Raw genomic sequence first — 15,919 nt, 5'->3', positions numbered from 1 at the left:
CAACACAGTGCCCCTGGTCGGATTCGAACCGACACGGAAAAGCTCTTTTAGGGAGCCCGCCTCTACCGTTTGGGCCACAGGGGCGGCGTCATCATATCGGTACGGAGCGTGACGGGCCGGTGGTTTCGCTCGGTGGTTCCGCGGGGGTCAGCGGGGTTGGACGGCGCGTTCCTCGACGAGGGTGGTTCCGGCGCGTCCGTCCCGGTCGCGGCGGATCGCGGCGATCTCGTGGACGCCGACGCGGCCGCTCTCGCAGGCGAGGGCGGAGGCGGCGAGGTAGAGGAGCCAGACGCGGGCGCGGCCTTCGCCGGCGAGGTCGGCGCAGCGCGTCCAGTGGCGTTGGAGGCGGGCGGCCCAGGCGCGGAGGGTGCGGGCGTGGTGTTCGCGGAGGGCGGTGACGCCGCGGATTTCGAGGCCGGAGTCTTCGACGGCGGCGACGAGTTCGGCGAGGGTCCGGGGTTCGCCGTGTTCGGGGAACATGTAGCTGGTGGTGAAGGTGCGGCGGACCTGGTGGGGGCCGGGGCGGCGGGTGGGCTGCTGGAGGAGGAGGCGGCCGCCGGGGGCGAGGAGCCGGTAGAGGTGGGGGACGGCCTCGTCGGGGGATTCGACGCCGCCGAGTCCGACGACGGCGTCGTAGGGTCCGTCGCCCGCGGAGTCGATGCCGCCGGATCGGACGTCGACGCCGTCGAGGCGCTGGTCGGCGACGTATTCGGCCTGTTCGGGGGTGCGGGTGAGCGCGACGACGCGGGCTCCGGCGGCGGCGGCGCGGCGCGCGAACGCGCCCCATCCGGCGCGCAGGTCGAGGACGCGGGCGCCGGGGAAGAGGCCGAGCCGGTCGGCGGCGCAGGTGAGCGCGGCGTGCTGGGCGTCGTCGAGGTCGACGGCCTGGTCCCACTGGCCGCTGCCGTGGGCGAGGGTGGGGCCGAACAGCTCGGCGAAGAACGCGGCGGGCGCGCGGAGCGGCGCGGCGTCGGTGGGCGCGCCCCCGGCGGGGAACTCTTCGGCGGGCGGTCGCGGCTCGGTGCCGACCGCGCCGAGCATGACGGCGGTGCGGACGATCTCGCGCTTGTCGTCGCCGCTGAGCCGGATGGGCTCGTCGCCGCTGCGCATGACGCGTTGGACCGCTCCGAGCGCGGCGAACACGTCGCCCTCGATGTCGAGTTCCCCGGCGACGTAGGCGCGGACGAGCCCCATCTCGCCCGGTTTCCACAGCAGGCGGCGCAGCGCGCGCCGGTGCCGGATGACGAACGCGGGCGTCCCGGCGGGCCCGACCGAGCTGCCGTCCCAGGCGCTGACGCGGACGGGCAGTTCGTCGGGGGTTCCGTCGTCGCCGAGCAGGATGCGGGTGAGCAGCGGGGTGAGGCGGCCCGCCACGCCGTCCTGCATCGCCGCTCCCCCGATCGCGTCAGCTCCGTCCGGCGAGTTCGAACTCCTCGCGCGGGCGTTCCAGTTCGGCGAGCGAGACGATCTCGCGCCGGAAGAACAGGGCGAGGGTCCAGTCCGCCGTCACCCGCATCTTACGGTTGAGCGTGGGCATCCGTGACAGGTGGTACGTGCGGTGCATGAACCAGGCGGGGAAGCCGCGCAGCTTGATCCCGTACACGTTGGCGACGCCCTTGTGCAGGCCGAGGCTTGCGACGGACCCGACGTAGGCGTGCTTGTACGGCCTGCGCTCGCGGCCGCGCAGGTCGGCGACGATGTTGTCGGCGAGGCGGCGGGCCTGCCGGACGGCGTGCTGCGCGTTGGGCGCGGTGTACTCGCCGGTGCCTGAAAGGTCCGGGACGCGCGCATTGTCCCCGGCGGCGTAGACGTGCGGACGCCCTTCGGCGACGAGGTCCGCGCCGACCTCGACACGTCCCTTGTCGTCCACAGGCAGGTCGCTGTCCTTGACAACGGGATGGGCCTTGACCCCGGCGGTCCACACGAGCGTCCCGGCGTCGAACTCCTCGCCGTCGCTGAGGACGATGTGCCGGTTCTCGGCTGATTTCAGCATCGTCTGGAGCTTGACCTCGATGCCCCGCGCGCGGAGCGCGTCGGCCGTCCAGCGGCCCATCTCGGGGCCGACCTCGGGCAGGATGCGGTCGCTGGCCTCGACCATCATCCACCGCATGTCGCCGGATTTGACATTCGGATACCAGCGGCACGCGTCGCGCGCCATGTCCTCCAGTTCGGCGAGCGCCTCGATCCCGGCGAAGCCCGCGCCGACGAACACGAACGTGAGCGCGCGGCGGCGGACGTCCGGATCGTCGTTGGACGCGGCCACGTCGAGCTGGTGCAGGACGTGGTTGCGCAGGTAGATGGCCTCTTCGACGGTCTTGAACCCGATGCCGCAGCCGGTGAGCCCGGGGATGGGCAGCGTCCGCGAGATCGACCCGAGCGCGACGACGAGCAGGTCGTAGGGCAGCTCGTGCAGGTCGTCCGGCCCGGCCCCGGCGGGACGGAAGACGACGCGGCGGCGCCCGTCCTCGATCCGGGTGACATGCCCGTTGCGGACGCGGCAGTGTTTCAGCACCTTCCGGAGCGGCGCGACGACGTGCCGGGGCTCCAGGTTCCCCGCCGCCGCCTCGGGCAGGAACGGCTGGTAGGTCATGTAGGACTGCGGGTCGACGACGGTGATGACGGCCTCGCCGCGCTTCAGTTCGCGGCGCAGCCTGCGCTGGAGCCGGAGCGCCGCGTACATGCCGACGTAGCCGCCGCCGAGGATGAGGATCTGCCGGGGGTTCTTCTCTGCGGACATGTCACGCGGGGTACCCCGAACCGGGACGTCCGCACACGAAGTGATCCACCCCACAGTCCAGCAAAAGCCGGAAAATCATGCGAACTAGGGCGAAAACGGAAGCGTCTCATCGGGTGTGCGGGACGCCCGGCGTCCGGCACGGCGCGGGCGCAGGACCCGACGGGGGCGCTCGGCGGGCGTCCGGCGGGAACCGGCCGCCGGCCTGGCAACGGTCCTGCCCCGCGTCCGCTCCGTCAGGACGCCAGGGCGCGCGCCCGGGTGAACACCGCGTCCAGCATGTCCTCGGTGACGCGGCCGGTGAACGTGTTCTGCTGGCTCGGGTGGTAGCAGCCGAGCAGCGTGACGTCCCGCCCGTCCGGACCCGGCAGCAGCACCTCGCGCCCGTGCCCGAACGGCGGACGCGGCCGGGGCATCGCGTACCCGGCCTCCTTCAGCGCGGGCCACACGCCCTGCCACGCGAACCCGCCGAGCGCGACGACGCAGCGCACCGACGGCGCGACCTGCGCCACCTCGCGCGCCAGCCACGGCAGGCAGGCGCGGCGCTCGTCCGGCGTCGGCTTGTTGTCCGGCGGCGCGCAGCGGACGGCCGCGACGACCCGCACGCCGAGCAGCTCCTGGCCGTCGTCCGCGCGGACGCTCGTCGGCTGCGCCGCCAGCCCGACCCGGTACAGCGACGCGAACAGCCAGTCGCCCGAGCGGTCCCCGGTGAAGATGCGGCCGGTGCGGTTCCCGCCGTGCGCGGCGGGCGCGAGACCGGAGATCAGGATCGTCGGCTCGGCCGCGCCCCAGCCCGGCACGGGACGCCCCCAGTACTCCTCGTCCGCGAACGCGCGCCGCCGCTCCACCGCGACCTTCTCCCGCCACGCGACGAGCCGGTCGCACGCGCGGCACACCGACTCGCGCGCCTCGACCGCCGCGAGGTCCGGCGCGGACGCCGCCAGCCGCACGACCTCGGCCGCGTCACGCGCGACGGGCGTGTCCGGCCCCGCCGGATCGCCCGGCCACCCCGTCCCCGGCGGCACGAACGGCCGGTTCGACATGCTCATGGCTCGATCCTGCCACTCATTTTCCGGGCGTTCCCGGACGGGTACGATCACCGGGCCGGGTCCGGGTGGAGCGGGCGATCCGGCCGACTCGCGCGAGCGGAGGCCCTCCCCCATGCCCTCACCCGGCTGGTACCCCGACCCGACCGGCGAGTCCGCGCTGCGCTGGTGGGACGGAACCCACTGGACCCAGCACACCCACGCTCAGTCCCCGGAACCCACACCCCACCACCCCACACCCCCCAACCCACCGGCCGCCCCGCCACACGAGCCCGCCCCCTACGCACCCGCCGCGCCGTCCCACCCCGACGCCCCACCGCGCCCCCACGGCCTGCCCCAACCCACGCCCTACACCCCCGGCGCGCCACCCCAACCCGACGCCCCGCCCCACGCGCCCGACCTGTACCGGCCCGCGCCCGTCGCGCCACCGCAACCCGCGCCGCAGCCAGCGCCGCCGCACGCGGCATCGCCGTACGCGCCCGCGCAACCCGCGTCGTCGTACCCACCACCGCTGCCGCACGAGTCGGGTTCACCTCAGCCCATGCCCGGCGCACCCCCACATGGCGCGCCGCCACAGGCAGCGCCGCCGGACTCGGCATGGCCGTACGCGCCCGCGCTACCCGGCGTGCAGCCCGCGTCGCCGCTGCGACACGAGTCGGGTTCACCCCAACCCACGCCCGGCGAACCCCCACACGGCGCGCCGTCGCCGTCGGGGCCGCCGCGCGGGGTGGTGTCGTATCCGGCTGTCCAATCCGAGGTGCCGCCCGCGTCGTCGTTGCCGCCGGTGGGGCCGCGCGGTGGGGTGCCTGGGTCAGCGCCGCCGGGCGCGGCGTCGGCGTATGCGCCCGGCCCGGTCGAGGCGGCGTCCGGCGGGCCGTACGCGTCGGGGCCGCCTGCCCCGCTTTATCCGTCGCCCGGCGTGGGCGCGGGATATTCGCCGCAGGTGGCTGTGCCGCCGGTCGGGGGCGTGCCGGGGGCGGGTGGGGTTGCCGGGGGTGTGCCGGGGGCGGGGTTCGGTTCGGTCGGTGGAGGGTTCGCGCCGCCTCCGGCGTTGCCGCCGCCGTTGGACGCGGTGGTGGGCGGGGTTCCGTTGCGCGCCGACGCGCGGCTGGTGTCGTACGGGGCCGCCGGGTTGCCGTGGGACGCCGTGCAGTGGGGGGCGTACTGGGCTGGGGTGTTCCAGGTCGGGCGGTTCCCGATCGGGGGCGCTCCGCGCGTCGAGGTGCTGTTGGACGTCCACACGTGCGCCGAGCCGGAGGCGACCTGGGCGCGGCTCGTGGAGTGGTTCCGCGTCACGGCGGGCCGCCGCGTCGTCGCCGAGCTGGCGGCGCTCGCGCGGGCCGGGGAACTGATCACGCTCGCGCCGGGGCTGACCGTCCACCGGGGCGGCATCCGCGGCGACCGCATGTCGCTGAGCTGGTCGGCGGTGTCGGGCGCGGTCGTGGAGAACGAGCGCGTCGCCGTGCGCGGCTCGTCCGGCGACGCCGTCCCCTTCCAGGTACCGCTCTACGTCCCGAACGCGGTGCTGCTGCCCGACCTGATCGCCGCCCTGAAACGCGACCGCGCCGCCCGCGCCGACTGACCCGCGCCCGAACCCGCTGTCTCCCCGCCCCTTCTGTCCGGCGCGCGCCGAACGGGCGCGCACTGGATCGGCCGCGCAGAATGGGCACACGCAGGGCGAGCGCTCGCAGGGCGGGCGCGCGTAGGCCGTGTCGCGCAGGGCGGACGCGCGCAGGCCGGACGCGCGCAGGGCGGACGCGCGCAGGGCGGGTGCGCGCAGGGCAGGCGCGGGTGGTGTGGTCGGGTGGGGTCAGGCCAGTGACCAGGCCACGCCGTCGAGGACGTCGTGTTCGCTGACGACGACCGCGCCGAAGCCGAACTCGCGCATGATGCGGTCGAGGATGAGCGCCCCCGCGCCGATGACGTCCACGCGCCCCGGGTGCATCACGCCGAGGCGGGCGCGTTCGGCGCGGGTGGCGTGCAGGAGCCCGCGCGTCACCTCGTGGACCTGCGCCGCCGTGATGCGCGACAGGTGCAGCCGCGACGAGTCGTACTCGGTCAGGCCCAGCGCGATGCCCGCGACGGTCGTCACCGAGCCCGCGAGGCCGACGAGCGTGCGCGCCTCGTCCACCGGGACGGCCGCGCGGACGAGGTCGAGCGCCGCGTCGATGTCCGCGGCCGCCGCGCTGATCTGGCCCGGCGTGGGCGGATCGCCGTCCTTCAGGTGCCGCTCGGTCATCCGGACGCACCCGATGTTGACCGAGCGCGCCGCCTCGACCGACGAGCCGCCGAGCACGAACTCGGTGGACCCGCCGCCGATGTCCACGACGAGGTAGGGCCGCGCGGGCCGCAGCGTCGCGAGGTCGCGGGTGGCGCCGAGGAACGACAGCTCCGCCTCGACGTCCCCGGTGACGACCTCGGGTTCGACGCCGAAGATGTCCACGACGCCGGACACGAACTCGTCCCGGTTCTGCGCGTCGCGCGTCGCGCTGGTCGCCACGACGCGCGTCTTCTCCGCGCCGTGCTCGGCGATGAGGCCCGCGTACCCGCGCATGGCGGCGAAGGTGCGCGCGAGGGCGTCGGGGGCGAGGCGGCCGGTGCGGTCCACGCCCTCCCCGAGCCGGACGATCTCCATCCGGCGCTCGACGTCGGTCAGCTCCGCGCCGGACGCGTCGGCGATCAGCAGGCGGACCGAGTTGGTGCCGCAGTCCACGGCGGCGACGCGGGTCACGGGGACTCCTCGGGATCGGGGACGCACACGCACGGACCGGACCTCCACCACTCCGGCAGTTCGGCCAGGGCCTCCCGGCCGAACGGGTTGCCGCCGGGCACCGCGAGCTCGTGCGCGACGAGCGCGTGCAGGCACTTGACGCGCTCGGGCATCCCGCCCGCGCTCTGCGTCCCGGCGGGCAGCGGCTCGACGCCGTCCGCGCGCGCGGCCTCGTCGCGGCGGGCGAGGTAGTCGTCGTGGGCGGCGGTGTAGGCGTCCCGCAGTCCGGGGTCGTCGGCGAGGCGGGCCTGCATCGTCCGCATGGCGCCGCCGCCCTCCAGCGTGCCGATCGCGGACGCCGCCTTCGGGCACGTCAGATAGAACAGCGTCGGGAACGGCGTGCCGTCCGGGAGCCGGGGCGCGGTCTCGATCACCGCCGGCAGCCCGCACGGGCAGCGGTACGCGACCCGGCGGATGCCGCGCGGGGTGCGGCCGAGCTGGGCCGCCACGGCGGCCTCGTCGTGTTCGTCGATCATCGGTCTCCCCGGTCAGCGCGGGCGGTCGGCGTCCTGCACGGACCGCCAGAGCGTTTCGTACCAGGGCGGGCGGCGGTCGCGGCCGTCGCGGCCCGCCCGCGCGGTCCCGTCGTCGTCGCCGGACAGGACGATGAAGCACTTCTCGTCCGGCATGCAGTAGTGGAGGCGGCGCCGGGCCTCGCGTTCGATGTACGCCTCGTCGCCGAGCCGCCGCTTGTGCGCCTGGAGTTCGTCCACCTGCCGCTGCGCGACGCTCTGCCGGTGCTTGAGCTGGGCGATCTCGCGGCGCTGCGCGACGTACTCGCGGACGGGGTAGGCGAGGCTCAGCGCGATGGCGCACACCACGACCGCGAGGATCGCGGCCCGTCCGGTGAGCGCGTGGCGGCGCGGGCCGCCCGCCGGACGGTCGTCGTCCCGGCGGGCGGTTCCCCGGCCGTCCCGTTCGCGCGGCTCCATCGGGGTGCGGTCAGCCCTCCCAGGCGAAGCGGGGGAAGGCGGCCGCGCCGGCGTACCGGGCGGCGTCGCCGAGCAGGTCCTCGATGCGCAGGAGCTGGTTGTACTTGGCGACGCGGTCGCTGCGGGCGGGCGCGCCGGTCTTGATCTGGCCGCAGTTGGTGGCGACGGCCAGGTCGGCGATGGTGGTGTCCTCGGTCTCGCCGGACCGGTGGCTCATCATGCACCGGTAGCCGCTGGTCTGGGCGAGGGTGACGGCGTCGAGGGTCTCGGTGAGGCTGCCGATCTGGTTCACCTTGACCAGCAGCGCGTTGGCGGTGCCGGTCTCGACGCCGCGGGCGAGCCGCTCGGGGTTGGTGACGAACAGGTCGTCGCCGACGAGCTGGACCTTGGACCCGGCCTCGTCGGTGAGGGCCTTCCAGCCCGACCAGTCCTCCTCGTCGAGGGGGTCCTCGATGGAGACGAGCGGGTAGTCGGCGAGGAGGCCGGTGTAGTACGCGGCCATCTCGGCGGCGGACTTCTTGCCGCCCTCGAACGTGTAGACGCCGCCTTCGCAGAACTCGCTGGCGGCGACGTCGAGGGCGAGCGCGATGTCGCGGCCGGGGGTGAAGCCCGCCTTGCGGATCGCCTCCAGGATGAGGTCGAGCGCCTCGCGGTTGCTCGGCAGGTCGGGGGCGAAGCCGCCCTCGTCGCCGAGGCCGGTGCTGAGGCCCTTGGCCTTGAGCACGGACTTGAGCGCGTGGTAGGTCTCCGCGCCCCAGCGCAGCGCCTCGGAGAACGTGGGCGCGCCGATCGGGGCGACCATGAACTCCTGGACGTCCACGTTGGTGTCGGCGTGCGCGCCGCCGTTGAGGATGTTCATCATCGGCACCGGCAGCAGGTGCGCGTTGGGCCCGCCGACGTAGCGGAACAGCGGCAGCCCGGACGACTCGGCGGCGGCCTTGGCGACGGCGAGGCTGACGCCGAGGATCGCGTTCGCGCCGAGCGCGGACTTGGCGGGGGTGCCGTCGAGGTCGACCAGGAGCTGGTCGATGAGCCGCTGCTCGGTGGCGGGGTAGCCGACGAGCTTCTCGTCGATCGTCTCGTTGACGGCCTTGACGGCGTCGCGGACGCCCTTGCCGTTGTACCGGTCGCCGCCGTCGCGCAGTTCGACGGCCTCGAACTGCCCGGTGGACGCGCCGCTCGGGACGGCCGCGCGGCCCTCGGTGCCGTCGGCGAGCAGGACCTCGACCTCGACGGTGGGGTTGCCCCGCGAGTCCAGGATCTCCCGGGCGAGGACGGCCTCGATCGACGACACGGCGGCTCCCTGTTGCTCTGGTGGTGCGGGCAGTGGGTGAACACCCTATCGAGGGGCTCCGGAGCCGGGCCAAGGGGCACGCCCGCCGAAGCCGGGAGCACCGTGACAAAACCGTGCCATGCAGGCGACTTGACGAAGGTATTACCTATCTTATCTACTTACCAAGCCAAACACACTAGGACAGTAGGGAATAGCCCCATGCTCCGTAGACTTCGCGGTCGGGTCGCCGTTGCGGCCGTCCTCCTCCTCGCCGGGTCGGGAGCGCTGACCGCCTGCGGCGACGACGACGGCGGCGGCAAGTCCGGCGACGGCCCGCTGCGCCTGGGCTACTTCCCCAACATCACGCACGCGACCGCGCTCGTCGGCGTCGAGAAGGGCATCTTCGCCAAGCACCTCGGGACCGCTCCGAAGACGGCGACGTTCAACGCCGGACCGGCCGCCGTCGAGGCGCTGTTCTCCGGCGCGATCGACGCGGCGTTCGTCGGCCCCAACCCGTCGATCAACGCGTGGTCCCAGTCGCACGGCCAGGCCATCAAGATCTACTCCGGCGCGGCGTCCGGCGGGGTCTCGCTGATCGTCAAGCCCGGCATCAAGACCGTCCAGGACCTCAAGGGCAAGAAGATCGCCACGCCGCAGCTCGGCAACACGCAGGACGTCGCGATCCGCTACTGGCTCAAGCAGAAGGGCCTGACGGCCAACAAGGACGGCAGCGGCGACGTCAAGGTCGTCCCGCAGGACAACGCGCAGACGCTCCAGACCTTCGAGCAGGGCTCCATCGACGGCGCGTGGGTGCCCGAGCCGTACGCCTCCCGGCTGATCATCGAGGGCAAGGGCCGCAAGTTCCTGGACGAGAGTTCGCTGTGGCCCGGCGGCAAGTTCGTGATCACCAACCTGATCGTCAGCCAGGAGTACGCGAAGAAGCACCCGGACAAGGTGAAGCAGCTCCTGGAGGGCGTCGTCGAGTCCACCGACTACATCAACAACAACAAGGCCGACGCGGAGAAGATCACCAACGACGCGCTGACCAAGCTCAGCGGCAAGCCGCTCAAGCAGGAGATCCTCGACGCCGCGTTCAAGCAGATCCAGTTCACCGAGGACCCGGTCGCGTCCTCGCTGATCGCCGGCGCGCAGCACGCCGAGGACATCGGCCTGCTCGGCAAGACGGACCTGAACGGCATCTACGACCTCGGCCCGCTGAACGAGGTCCTCAAGGCGAACGGAAAGGCACAGGTCTCCGAGAAATGACACAGGCCGCCCCGGCCGCCGCGGGCCGGACCGCCGACGTGGCGGTCCGGCTTTCCGGCGTCTCCAAAGCATTCGGTTCCGGGACGAACCGGCTGCTCGCGCTCGACGCGGTGTCGCTGTCGGTCGCGCCCGGCGAGTTCGTCTGCCTGCTCGGCGCGTCCGGCTGCGGGAAGAGCACGCTGCTCAACCTCGTCGCCGATCTGGACCGTCCCACCGCCGGGACGATCGACACCGGCGACGCCCGCGTCGCGCTGATGTTCCAGGAGCCCGCGCTGTTCCCGTGGCTCACCGTCGCCGCGAACATCGAGCTGGCGCTGAAGATGCGCGGCGTGCCGCGCGCCGACCGCGCCGCGCGCGCCGGGGACCTGCTGGAGTCGGTCCACCTGCGCGACTTCGGGCGCAAGCGGCCGCACCAGCTCTCCGGCGGGATGCGGCAGCGCGTCGCGCTGGCCCGCGCGCTCGCGCTGACCGTCAACGACGACGGCAAGGCGGGCGGGACGGTCCTGCTCATGGACGAGCCGTTCGGCGCGCTCGACGCGATGACCCGCGACCTGCTGCACGACGAGATCGAGCGGATCTGGGCGGAGCGGTCGCTGAGCATCCTGTTCGTCACCCACAACGTCCGCGAGGCCGTGCGCCTCGGCGACCGGGTCGTGCTGCTCAGCAGCCGGCCGGGCCGCGTGGTGGAGGAGTTCCCCGTGCCGATGGAGCGTCCGCGGCGCATCGACTCGCCGGAGGTGTCGGGGCTGGCCGCCCGGATCACCGACCGGCTGCGGGAGGAGGTCGGACGGCATGGCGCATGACACGGTGCATGGCACCGCGGACGCGGTGGAGGCCCCGCGCGACGACCGGCTGAACCGCGAGCTGGCCGGGCTCGACGCGCTCGAACTCGGCGGCCACCGGGGCCGCGACCGGCTGTCGCGGGTGTGGGGCGCGCTGTGGCCGATGGTCGCCGCCGTCCTCATCGCGCTCGCCGCCTGGCAGGTCGTGGTGTGGACGGGCTGGAAGAAGCCGTGGGTGCTGCCCGGCCCCGCCGACACGCTGCCCGCGTTCTGGGACCAGGTCACCACCGGGCGGTTCTGGGAGGCCGTCGCGCTGACGATGCGGCGCGCGGCCGTCGGGTTCGCGGTGTCGGTGCTCGTCGGCGTGGTGGTCGGCGCGCTGGTGTCGCGGTTCCGCGTGCTGCGGCGCGCGTTCGGGTCGCTGATCACGGGCCTGCAGACGATGCCGTCGATCGCGTGGTTCCCGCTGGCGATCATGCTGTTCAAGCTGAGCGAGAGCGCGATCCTGTTCGTGGTCGTGCTGGGCGCGGCGCCGTCGATCGCCAACGGGCTGATCGCGGGCGTGGACTACATGCCGCCGATCCTGCTGCGCGCGGGCAAGGTGATGGGGCTGCGCGGGCTGAACCTGTACCGGCACCTGATCCTGCCCGCGTCGCTGCCGTCGTTCGTGGCGGGGCTCAAGCAGGGGTGGGCGTTCGCGTGGCGCAGCCTGATGGCGGGCGAGCTGCTGGTCGTCATCGGGAACACGACGTCGCTCGGCGTGCTGCTGGCGCAGGCGCGGGAGCTGAACAACACCGCCGAGATGATCTCCTACATGATCGTCATCCTGATCATCGGCATCGTGATCGACCAGGTGTTCGGGGTCGTGGACCGGTCCCTGCGGTCGCGCTGGGGGCTCGACGCGAACGACTGAGGGCGCGGCTTTCCGGGCGGCCGGGAACGGAAGATCCTTGACCGCCCGGAAGGCGGCGGTTTGCCGGTGGCCGGGCAGGCTTCCAGCGACCGCAACGATCCCGCGAGGTGGCCCGCCATGCGCCGACCCGGCGGCGGCGCGGAACGTCCCGCCGGAGCCGGGGGCGGCGCTCCGCCCGACGACGACCCGACCCGCGACGACCCGGCCGCCGAGCCGCAGCACGGGCCGCAGCACGGGCCGCTGCGCAGGCTCGCGCGGCTCACCCCCTGGGGCCGCCAGCCGCCGCGGATCAGGCTGCGCGTCACCCTTTCGACGATCCTGATTACGGCGGTGCTGACCACGGCCGTCTACGTCCTGCTGCTCGTGCTGATCCAGCGGCAGGAGGTGTCGGTGTTGGACGAGGAGCTGAGCCGCGAGGACCGCCGCCTCATCGCGATCATCCACTCGGAGCTGCCGGAGAACGGGCGGATCGTCACCGGCAACACCGGCGAGCTGCTGCAGGTCATCGCGCCGGACGGGCACGTCGCCGCCGCGAACGAGCCGATGCGCGGCCGCCCCCGCGTCGACTTCCCGCCGCCCGACCCCGACGACGACCGCAACGACGGGACGTCCTGCACGCTCGACGCGCCCGGCGGCCCGTGCTGGCGCGTGATCGTGTACCGGACGGCGACGCCGCAGGGGAACTACCTCGCCTACGCGATGGCGACCGCGCCCGGCCTGTTCCCGCGGCCGGGCGAGGCCGCGCTGCTGTCCCTCGGCGTGCCGCTGATCACCGGCCTCATCGGCTTCGGGACGTGGCGGGCGGCGGGCCGCACGCTGCGCCCGGTGGACGAGATCCGCGCCGACCTGGACGAGATCACCGCGACGGACCTGCAGCGGCGGGTGCCCGTCCCCGAGCGCGACGACGAGCTGTCGCGGCTGGCGGCGTCCGTCAACGCCACCCTCGACCGGCTGGAGACGGCCGTGGCGCGGCTGCGCGGCTTCGTCTCGGACGTGTCGCACGAGCTGCGCAGCCCCCTGGCCGGGCTGCGCACGGAGCTGGAGGTCGCCATCGCCGACCCCGACGCCGCCGACGTCCGCGACACGCTCGCCGCGACGCTGCGCAGCGCCGACCGGCTCCAGGCCGTCGTGGAGGACCTGCTGGCGCTCGCGCGGCTCGACGCCGCCGACCGCGAGCCCGACGAGCAGGTGGACCTGCGGCGGCTCGCCGACCAGGAGGTGCTGCGCCGCCCGCGCCGCGCCCGCGTCGTCGTCCCCGACGGCGACCCGGTGTACGTGCGCGGGTCGCCGCGCGACCTGGCGCGGCTGCTGACCAACCTCATCGACAACGCCGACCGGCACGCCGCGTCGGAGGTGCGGATCGAGATCACGCGGCTGGCGGACGGCTACGCGATGGTCGAGGTCGTCGACGACGGCACCGGCATCGCCCCGACCGACCGGGAGCGGATCTTCGACCGGTTCACCCGGCTCGCCGAGGGCCGGCACCGGGACGCGGGCGGGACGGGCCTCGGCCTGGCCATCGCCCGCGACATCGCCGAGGCGCACCGGGGCTCGCTGGTGATCCGGGACCGCGCCGACGGCCGCCGCGGCGCGCGGTTCGTGCTGCTGCTGCCGATGTGATCGCGCAGGTGGCGGGGCATGGCGGCATGATCGGCGCGTGAGCGGACATAGCGAGGGCGTCTCATGTTTCCGGAACGCGCGATCCGCCCCCCGGCGGGCGCGCGGCGGGAGGGTCATCATGCGCGTCGGTTCCGCCATCGTCGTCGTCTGGCTGGTCATCGGGGTGTTCGCGGCGGCGCAGCGCCACTACTTCGACGACGCGGACGCGAGCTGCGCCAGCCTCGGCACGCTCGGGCTGACGATCGTCGCGGGTCCGCTGAACTACATCGGCGCGAACCCGAAGGTCCACTGCACGACGCCCAAGCCGAGCGAGTAAGCGGCTCTCAGTCCTCGAACCGGTAGCCGCGGCCGCGCAGCGTCGCGATCGACGCCGGGTCCGCGCCGTGCTCGGCGAGCTTGCGGCGCAGCGCGGAGATGTGGACGTCCAGGGTCTTCGTCGGACCGAACCAGTTGACGTCCCACACCCGGTCGATCAGCGTCTCGCGCGTCACGACCTCGCCCGCGTTGGCGGCCAGGCACGCGAGCAGGTCGAACTCCTTGGGCCGCAACCGGAGTTCGGTCCCGTCGAACGTCGCGCGGCGCGCCGCCAGGTCGAGCGTCAGGCCGCCGCGCGTCAGGAACCGCTCCTGGCCGCGCGCCGCGCCGCTGCGCCGCAGGTGCGCGCGGAGCCGCGCCATCAGCTCGGTGAGCCGGAACGGCTTGGTGAGGTAGTCGTCGGCGCCCGCGTCGAGCGCGACGACGACCTCGAACTCGCGGGTGCGGGCGGTCAGCACGACGATCACGGCGTCCGGGAGGAGGGTCCGCAGCTTGCGGCAGAGCGTGACGCCGTCGACGTCGGGCAGGCCGAGGTCGAGCAGGACCAGGTCGGGGGCGCGCTCGGCCGCGCGGGCGAGCGCGTCGGCGCCGTCGGGCGCCCACTCGGCCGTGTAGCCCTGCGCGGTCAGCGCCTCGGCCAGCTCGGAGCCGATGACCTCGTCGTCCTCGACGACGAGAAGCCGCCCCGCCGTCATGCGCGCGTCCTCCCCGGGGTCTCGTGGTCGCCGCCACGATATCCGCGCCCAGGTGAGCGGTGGGTTAACGCCCGTCCGGGCGCCCGGCCGCCGCCGCTATCCTCGGGGCGGCCCGCGAACACTCCCGAAGGACCGGCGGCGGAGCAGATGGAACGACCCCCGGGGACGCCGCTGCGGCGGCGGCTGCTCGTCACGATCACCGGCATCACCGCGGTCGCGGTGGTGCTGCTGGCCGTCCCGCTCGCGGTGGCGGTGCAGTTGCTGTACCGCGCGCAGGCCGTCGCGACGCTGGAGCGCGACGCGGCGCGGGTCGCGGCGGTCGAGCCGGACGGGACGGGGGCGGCGCCGCTCCCCCGCGAGCTGAGCCCGCATCTGACGGTCGGGCTGTACCGGCCGGACGGGCGGCGCGCGTCCGGCGGCGGCCCGCGCACGTCCCGCGTCGCCGCCGCGTCCGCCGACGGCCGCTCGCACCAGGCCGACGAGGCGGGCGCGCTGGCCGTCACCGCGCCGGTCGCGGTGCGCGGCGGGCCGCCGGAGGTGGTGCGGGTCGCGCTGCCGGAGTCGGCGGTCCGGGCCCGGACGACGCGGGCGTGGCTGCTGATGGGCGCGTTCGCGGCGGTGATCATCGGGCTGGCGGCCGGGGTCGCGTGGAAGCAGTCGCGGCGGCTCGCCCGGCCGCTGGAACGGCTGACGCGCGCCGCGCAGGCGCTCGGCGCGGGCGACTTCACCGTCCGCGCGCAGCCGTCCGGGCTGCGCGAGGCGGACGCGGCGGGCCGCGCGCTGGAGGTGACCGCGCGCCGCCTCGGCTCGCTGCTGGAGCGCGAGCGGGCGTTCAGCGCGGACGTCTCCCACCAGCTCCGCACGCCGCTGACCGGCCTGCTGCTCGGGCTGGAGGCGGCGCTGGAGCGGCCCGGCGCGGACCTGCGGTCGGCGGCGCGGACGGCGGTGCGGCGCGGCGAGCGGATGCGCGACATCATCGACGACCTGCTGCTGCTCGCCCGCGACGCGGGGCCGGACCGCGAGCCGCTGGACGTCCCGGCGCTGCTGGACGAGCTGCGCGCCCGCTGGGAGGGGCTGCCGCTGACGACGACCGTGCAGGGGCCGCTGCCGTCCGTCCACGTGAAGACGTCGGCGGTGCGGCAGATCCTGGACGTGCTCGTCGACAACGCGCGCGAGCACGGCGGCGGCGCGATCACCGTGGAGGCCAGCGACATCGGGGGCGGGCTGGCGTTCGACGTCGCCGACGAGGGGCCGGGCATCACCGACTCCGAGGACGACGTGTTCACCCGGCGGGGCGCGTCGGAGGCCGGGCACGGGATCGGGCTGGCGCTCGCGCGGTCGCTGGCCGAGGCGGAGGGCGGGCGGCTGGTGCTGCGGCGGCCCGCGCCGCCGATCTTCACGCTGCTGCTGCCCGCGACGCGCGACGCCTGACCCGGTGCTGAGAACCGGTGCTGAGAACCGGTGCGGCCCCGGCCCCCGCAGGCGTCCGGGGCCACCCGCGCACGGACGGGCCGCCGTCTCCGCCCGGCTCCCAACCCCAGAAAGCAGCCCGGAGGTGGTGCGGCGGCCCGTC

At 74.5% G+C, this 15,919-nt stretch carries 15 protein-coding genes, 1 tRNA gene and 1 pseudogene; 8 read left to right on the top strand and 9 right to left on the bottom strand.

Features of this window, described 5'->3' with window-relative positions; genetic code table 11:
• Positions 1–8: 8 nt before the first annotated feature.
• From G339_RS0104975 to G339_RS0104960, 4 genes are all read right to left on the bottom strand, one after another.
• A tRNA-Leu gene (locus G339_RS0104975) sits at positions 9–84 on the bottom strand.
• Between the two features lie 63 nt (positions 85–147).
• Positions 148–1,386, bottom strand: a complete 1,239-nt coding sequence (locus G339_RS32575; RefSeq protein ID WP_019629977.1) for a class I SAM-dependent methyltransferase — start codon at positions 1,384–1,386, stop codon at positions 148–150.
• A 19-nt stretch (positions 1,387–1,405) separates the two neighbouring features.
• Positions 1,406–2,737, bottom strand: a complete 1,332-nt coding sequence (locus G339_RS0104965; RefSeq protein ID WP_019629976.1) for an NAD(P)/FAD-dependent oxidoreductase — start codon at positions 2,735–2,737, stop codon at positions 1,406–1,408.
• 233 nt (positions 2,738–2,970) lie between these two features.
• On the bottom strand, positions 2,971–3,783 hold the full coding sequence (locus tag G339_RS0104960) for a uracil-DNA glycosylase (protein WP_019629975.1): 813 nt from the start codon (positions 3,781–3,783) through the stop codon (positions 2,971–2,973).
• Between G339_RS0104960 and G339_RS41045 the strand changes: the two are divergent.
• Together G339_RS41045 and G339_RS40235 are read left to right on the top strand one after the other, a co-directional pair.
• A pseudogene (locus G339_RS41045) lies at positions 3,776–3,988 on the top strand (DUF2510 domain-containing protein); the annotation flags it as partial. The gene G339_RS0104960 and the pseudogene G339_RS41045 overlap by 8 nt on opposite strands.
• A gap of 867 nt (positions 3,989–4,855) precedes the next feature.
• On the top strand, positions 4,856–5,362 hold the full coding sequence (locus tag G339_RS40235) for a hypothetical protein (protein WP_240489745.1): 507 nt from the start codon (positions 4,856–4,858) through the stop codon (positions 5,360–5,362).
• 228 nt (positions 5,363–5,590) lie between these two features.
• On the opposite strand, the gene G339_RS0104950 is transcribed toward G339_RS40235, so the two are convergent.
• Genes G339_RS0104950 through eno form a run of 4 tightly spaced genes read right to left on the bottom strand, consistent with a single transcriptional unit; the run spans position 5,591 to position 8,776 of the window.
• Complete coding sequence (locus tag G339_RS0104950; RefSeq protein WP_019629973.1) at positions 5,591–6,511, bottom strand: Ppx/GppA phosphatase family protein; 921 nt, start codon at positions 6,509–6,511, stop codon at positions 5,591–5,593.
• Positions 6,508–7,026: a DUF501 domain-containing protein gene (locus tag G339_RS0104945; RefSeq protein ID WP_019629972.1), complete on the bottom strand. Its 519-nt coding sequence runs from the start codon at positions 7,024–7,026 to the stop codon at positions 6,508–6,510. Before G339_RS0104945 ends, G339_RS0104950 begins: the two co-directional genes overlap by 4 nt.
• Positions 7,027–7,038: 12 nt before the next feature.
• Positions 7,039–7,482 (bottom strand): FtsB family cell division protein, encoded by a 444-nt coding sequence (locus G339_RS0104940; protein WP_019629971.1) that lies wholly within the window; start codon positions 7,480–7,482, stop codon positions 7,039–7,041.
• Positions 7,483–7,492: 10 nt separating this feature from the next.
• On the bottom strand, positions 7,493–8,776 hold the full coding sequence (eno, locus tag G339_RS0104935; protein WP_019629970.1) for a phosphopyruvate hydratase: 1,284 nt from the start codon (positions 8,774–8,776) through the stop codon (positions 7,493–7,495).
• Positions 8,777–8,974: 198 nt separating this feature from the next.
• Here eno and G339_RS0104930 point away from each other — a divergent pair, with 198 nt between their 5' ends.
• The 5 genes from G339_RS0104930 to G339_RS0104910 all read left to right on the top strand — a co-directional run bounded on the left by G339_RS0104930 (position 8,975) and on the right by G339_RS0104910 (position 13,652).
• Positions 8,975–10,021, top strand: coding sequence for an ABC transporter substrate-binding protein (locus tag G339_RS0104930; protein ID WP_019629969.1), 1,047 nt, complete (start codon positions 8,975–8,977; stop codon positions 10,019–10,021).
• Complete coding sequence (locus G339_RS0104925; protein ID WP_019629968.1) at positions 10,018–10,824, top strand: ABC transporter ATP-binding protein; 807 nt, start codon at positions 10,018–10,020, stop codon at positions 10,822–10,824. Before G339_RS0104930 ends, G339_RS0104925 begins: the two co-directional genes overlap by 4 nt.
• Positions 10,814–11,716 (top strand): ABC transporter permease, encoded by a 903-nt coding sequence (locus G339_RS0104920; RefSeq protein ID WP_019629967.1) that lies wholly within the window; start codon positions 10,814–10,816, stop codon positions 11,714–11,716. The genes G339_RS0104925 and G339_RS0104920 overlap by 11 nt, the downstream gene beginning before the upstream one ends.
• Before the next feature lie 117 nt (positions 11,717–11,833).
• Positions 11,834–13,336: a sensor histidine kinase gene (locus G339_RS0104915; RefSeq protein ID WP_019629966.1), complete on the top strand. Its 1,503-nt coding sequence runs from the start codon at positions 11,834–11,836 to the stop codon at positions 13,334–13,336.
• A gap of 118 nt (positions 13,337–13,454) precedes the next feature.
• Positions 13,455–13,652 carry a hypothetical protein gene (locus tag G339_RS0104910; RefSeq protein WP_019629965.1) on the top strand — a complete coding sequence of 66 codons (198 nt, stop codon included), beginning with the start codon at positions 13,455–13,457 and terminating at the stop codon, positions 13,650–13,652.
• Positions 13,653–13,659: 7 nt separating this feature from the next.
• Here the strand turns inward: G339_RS0104910 and G339_RS0104905 are convergent, their stop codons facing one another.
• Positions 13,660–14,346, bottom strand: a complete 687-nt coding sequence (locus tag G339_RS0104905) for a response regulator transcription factor (protein ID WP_019629964.1) — start codon at positions 14,344–14,346, stop codon at positions 13,660–13,662.
• A gap of 147 nt (positions 14,347–14,493) precedes the next feature.
• Between G339_RS0104905 and G339_RS0104900 the strand changes: the two genes are divergently transcribed.
• On the top strand, positions 14,494–15,777 hold the full coding sequence (locus G339_RS0104900) for a sensor histidine kinase (protein ID WP_019629963.1): 1,284 nt from the start codon (positions 14,494–14,496) through the stop codon (positions 15,775–15,777).
• The last annotated feature ends 142 nt before the right edge of the window (positions 15,778–15,919 follow it).

This window comes from Actinomadura atramentaria DSM 43919 (assembly GCF_000381885.1).
Lineage (GTDB): Bacteria > Actinomycetota > Actinomycetes > Streptosporangiales > Streptosporangiaceae > Spirillospora > Spirillospora atramentaria.
This window is presented reverse-complemented; position numbering and strand designations above follow the sequence as displayed.

Bases quoted from the DNA above. Each gene is read 5' to 3' on its own strand.
- G339_RS32575 (WP_019629977.1), bottom strand. From the start codon at position 1,386: ATGCAGGACGGCGTGGCGGGCCGCCTCACCCCGCTGCTCACCCGCATC.
- G339_RS0104965 (WP_019629976.1), bottom strand. From the start codon at position 2,737: ATGTCCGCAGAGAAGAACCCCCGGCAGATCCTCATCCTCGGCGGCGGC.
- G339_RS0104960 (WP_019629975.1), bottom strand. From the start codon at position 3,783: ATGAGCATGTCGAACCGGCCGTTCGTGCCGCCGGGGACGGGGTGGCCG.
- G339_RS0104945 (WP_019629972.1), bottom strand. From the start codon at position 7,026: ATGATCGACGAACACGACGAGGCCGCCGTGGCGGCCCAGCTCGGCCGC.
- G339_RS0104940 (WP_019629971.1), bottom strand. From the start codon at position 7,482: ATGGAGCCGCGCGAACGGGACGGCCGGGGAACCGCCCGCCGGGACGAC.
- G339_RS0104930 (WP_019629969.1), top strand. From the start codon at position 8,975: ATGCTCCGTAGACTTCGCGGTCGGGTCGCCGTTGCGGCCGTCCTCCTC.
- G339_RS0104925 (WP_019629968.1), top strand. From the start codon at position 10,018: ATGACACAGGCCGCCCCGGCCGCCGCGGGCCGGACCGCCGACGTGGCG.
- G339_RS0104920 (WP_019629967.1), top strand. From the start codon at position 10,814: ATGGCGCATGACACGGTGCATGGCACCGCGGACGCGGTGGAGGCCCCG.
- G339_RS0104915 (WP_019629966.1), top strand. From the start codon at position 11,834: ATGCGCCGACCCGGCGGCGGCGCGGAACGTCCCGCCGGAGCCGGGGGC.
- G339_RS0104910 (WP_019629965.1), top strand. From the start codon at position 13,455: ATGCGCGTCGGTTCCGCCATCGTCGTCGTCTGGCTGGTCATCGGGGTG.
- G339_RS0104905 (WP_019629964.1), bottom strand. From the start codon at position 14,346: ATGACGGCGGGGCGGCTTCTCGTCGTCGAGGACGACGAGGTCATCGGC.
- G339_RS0104900 (WP_019629963.1), top strand. From the start codon at position 14,494: ATGGAACGACCCCCGGGGACGCCGCTGCGGCGGCGGCTGCTCGTCACG.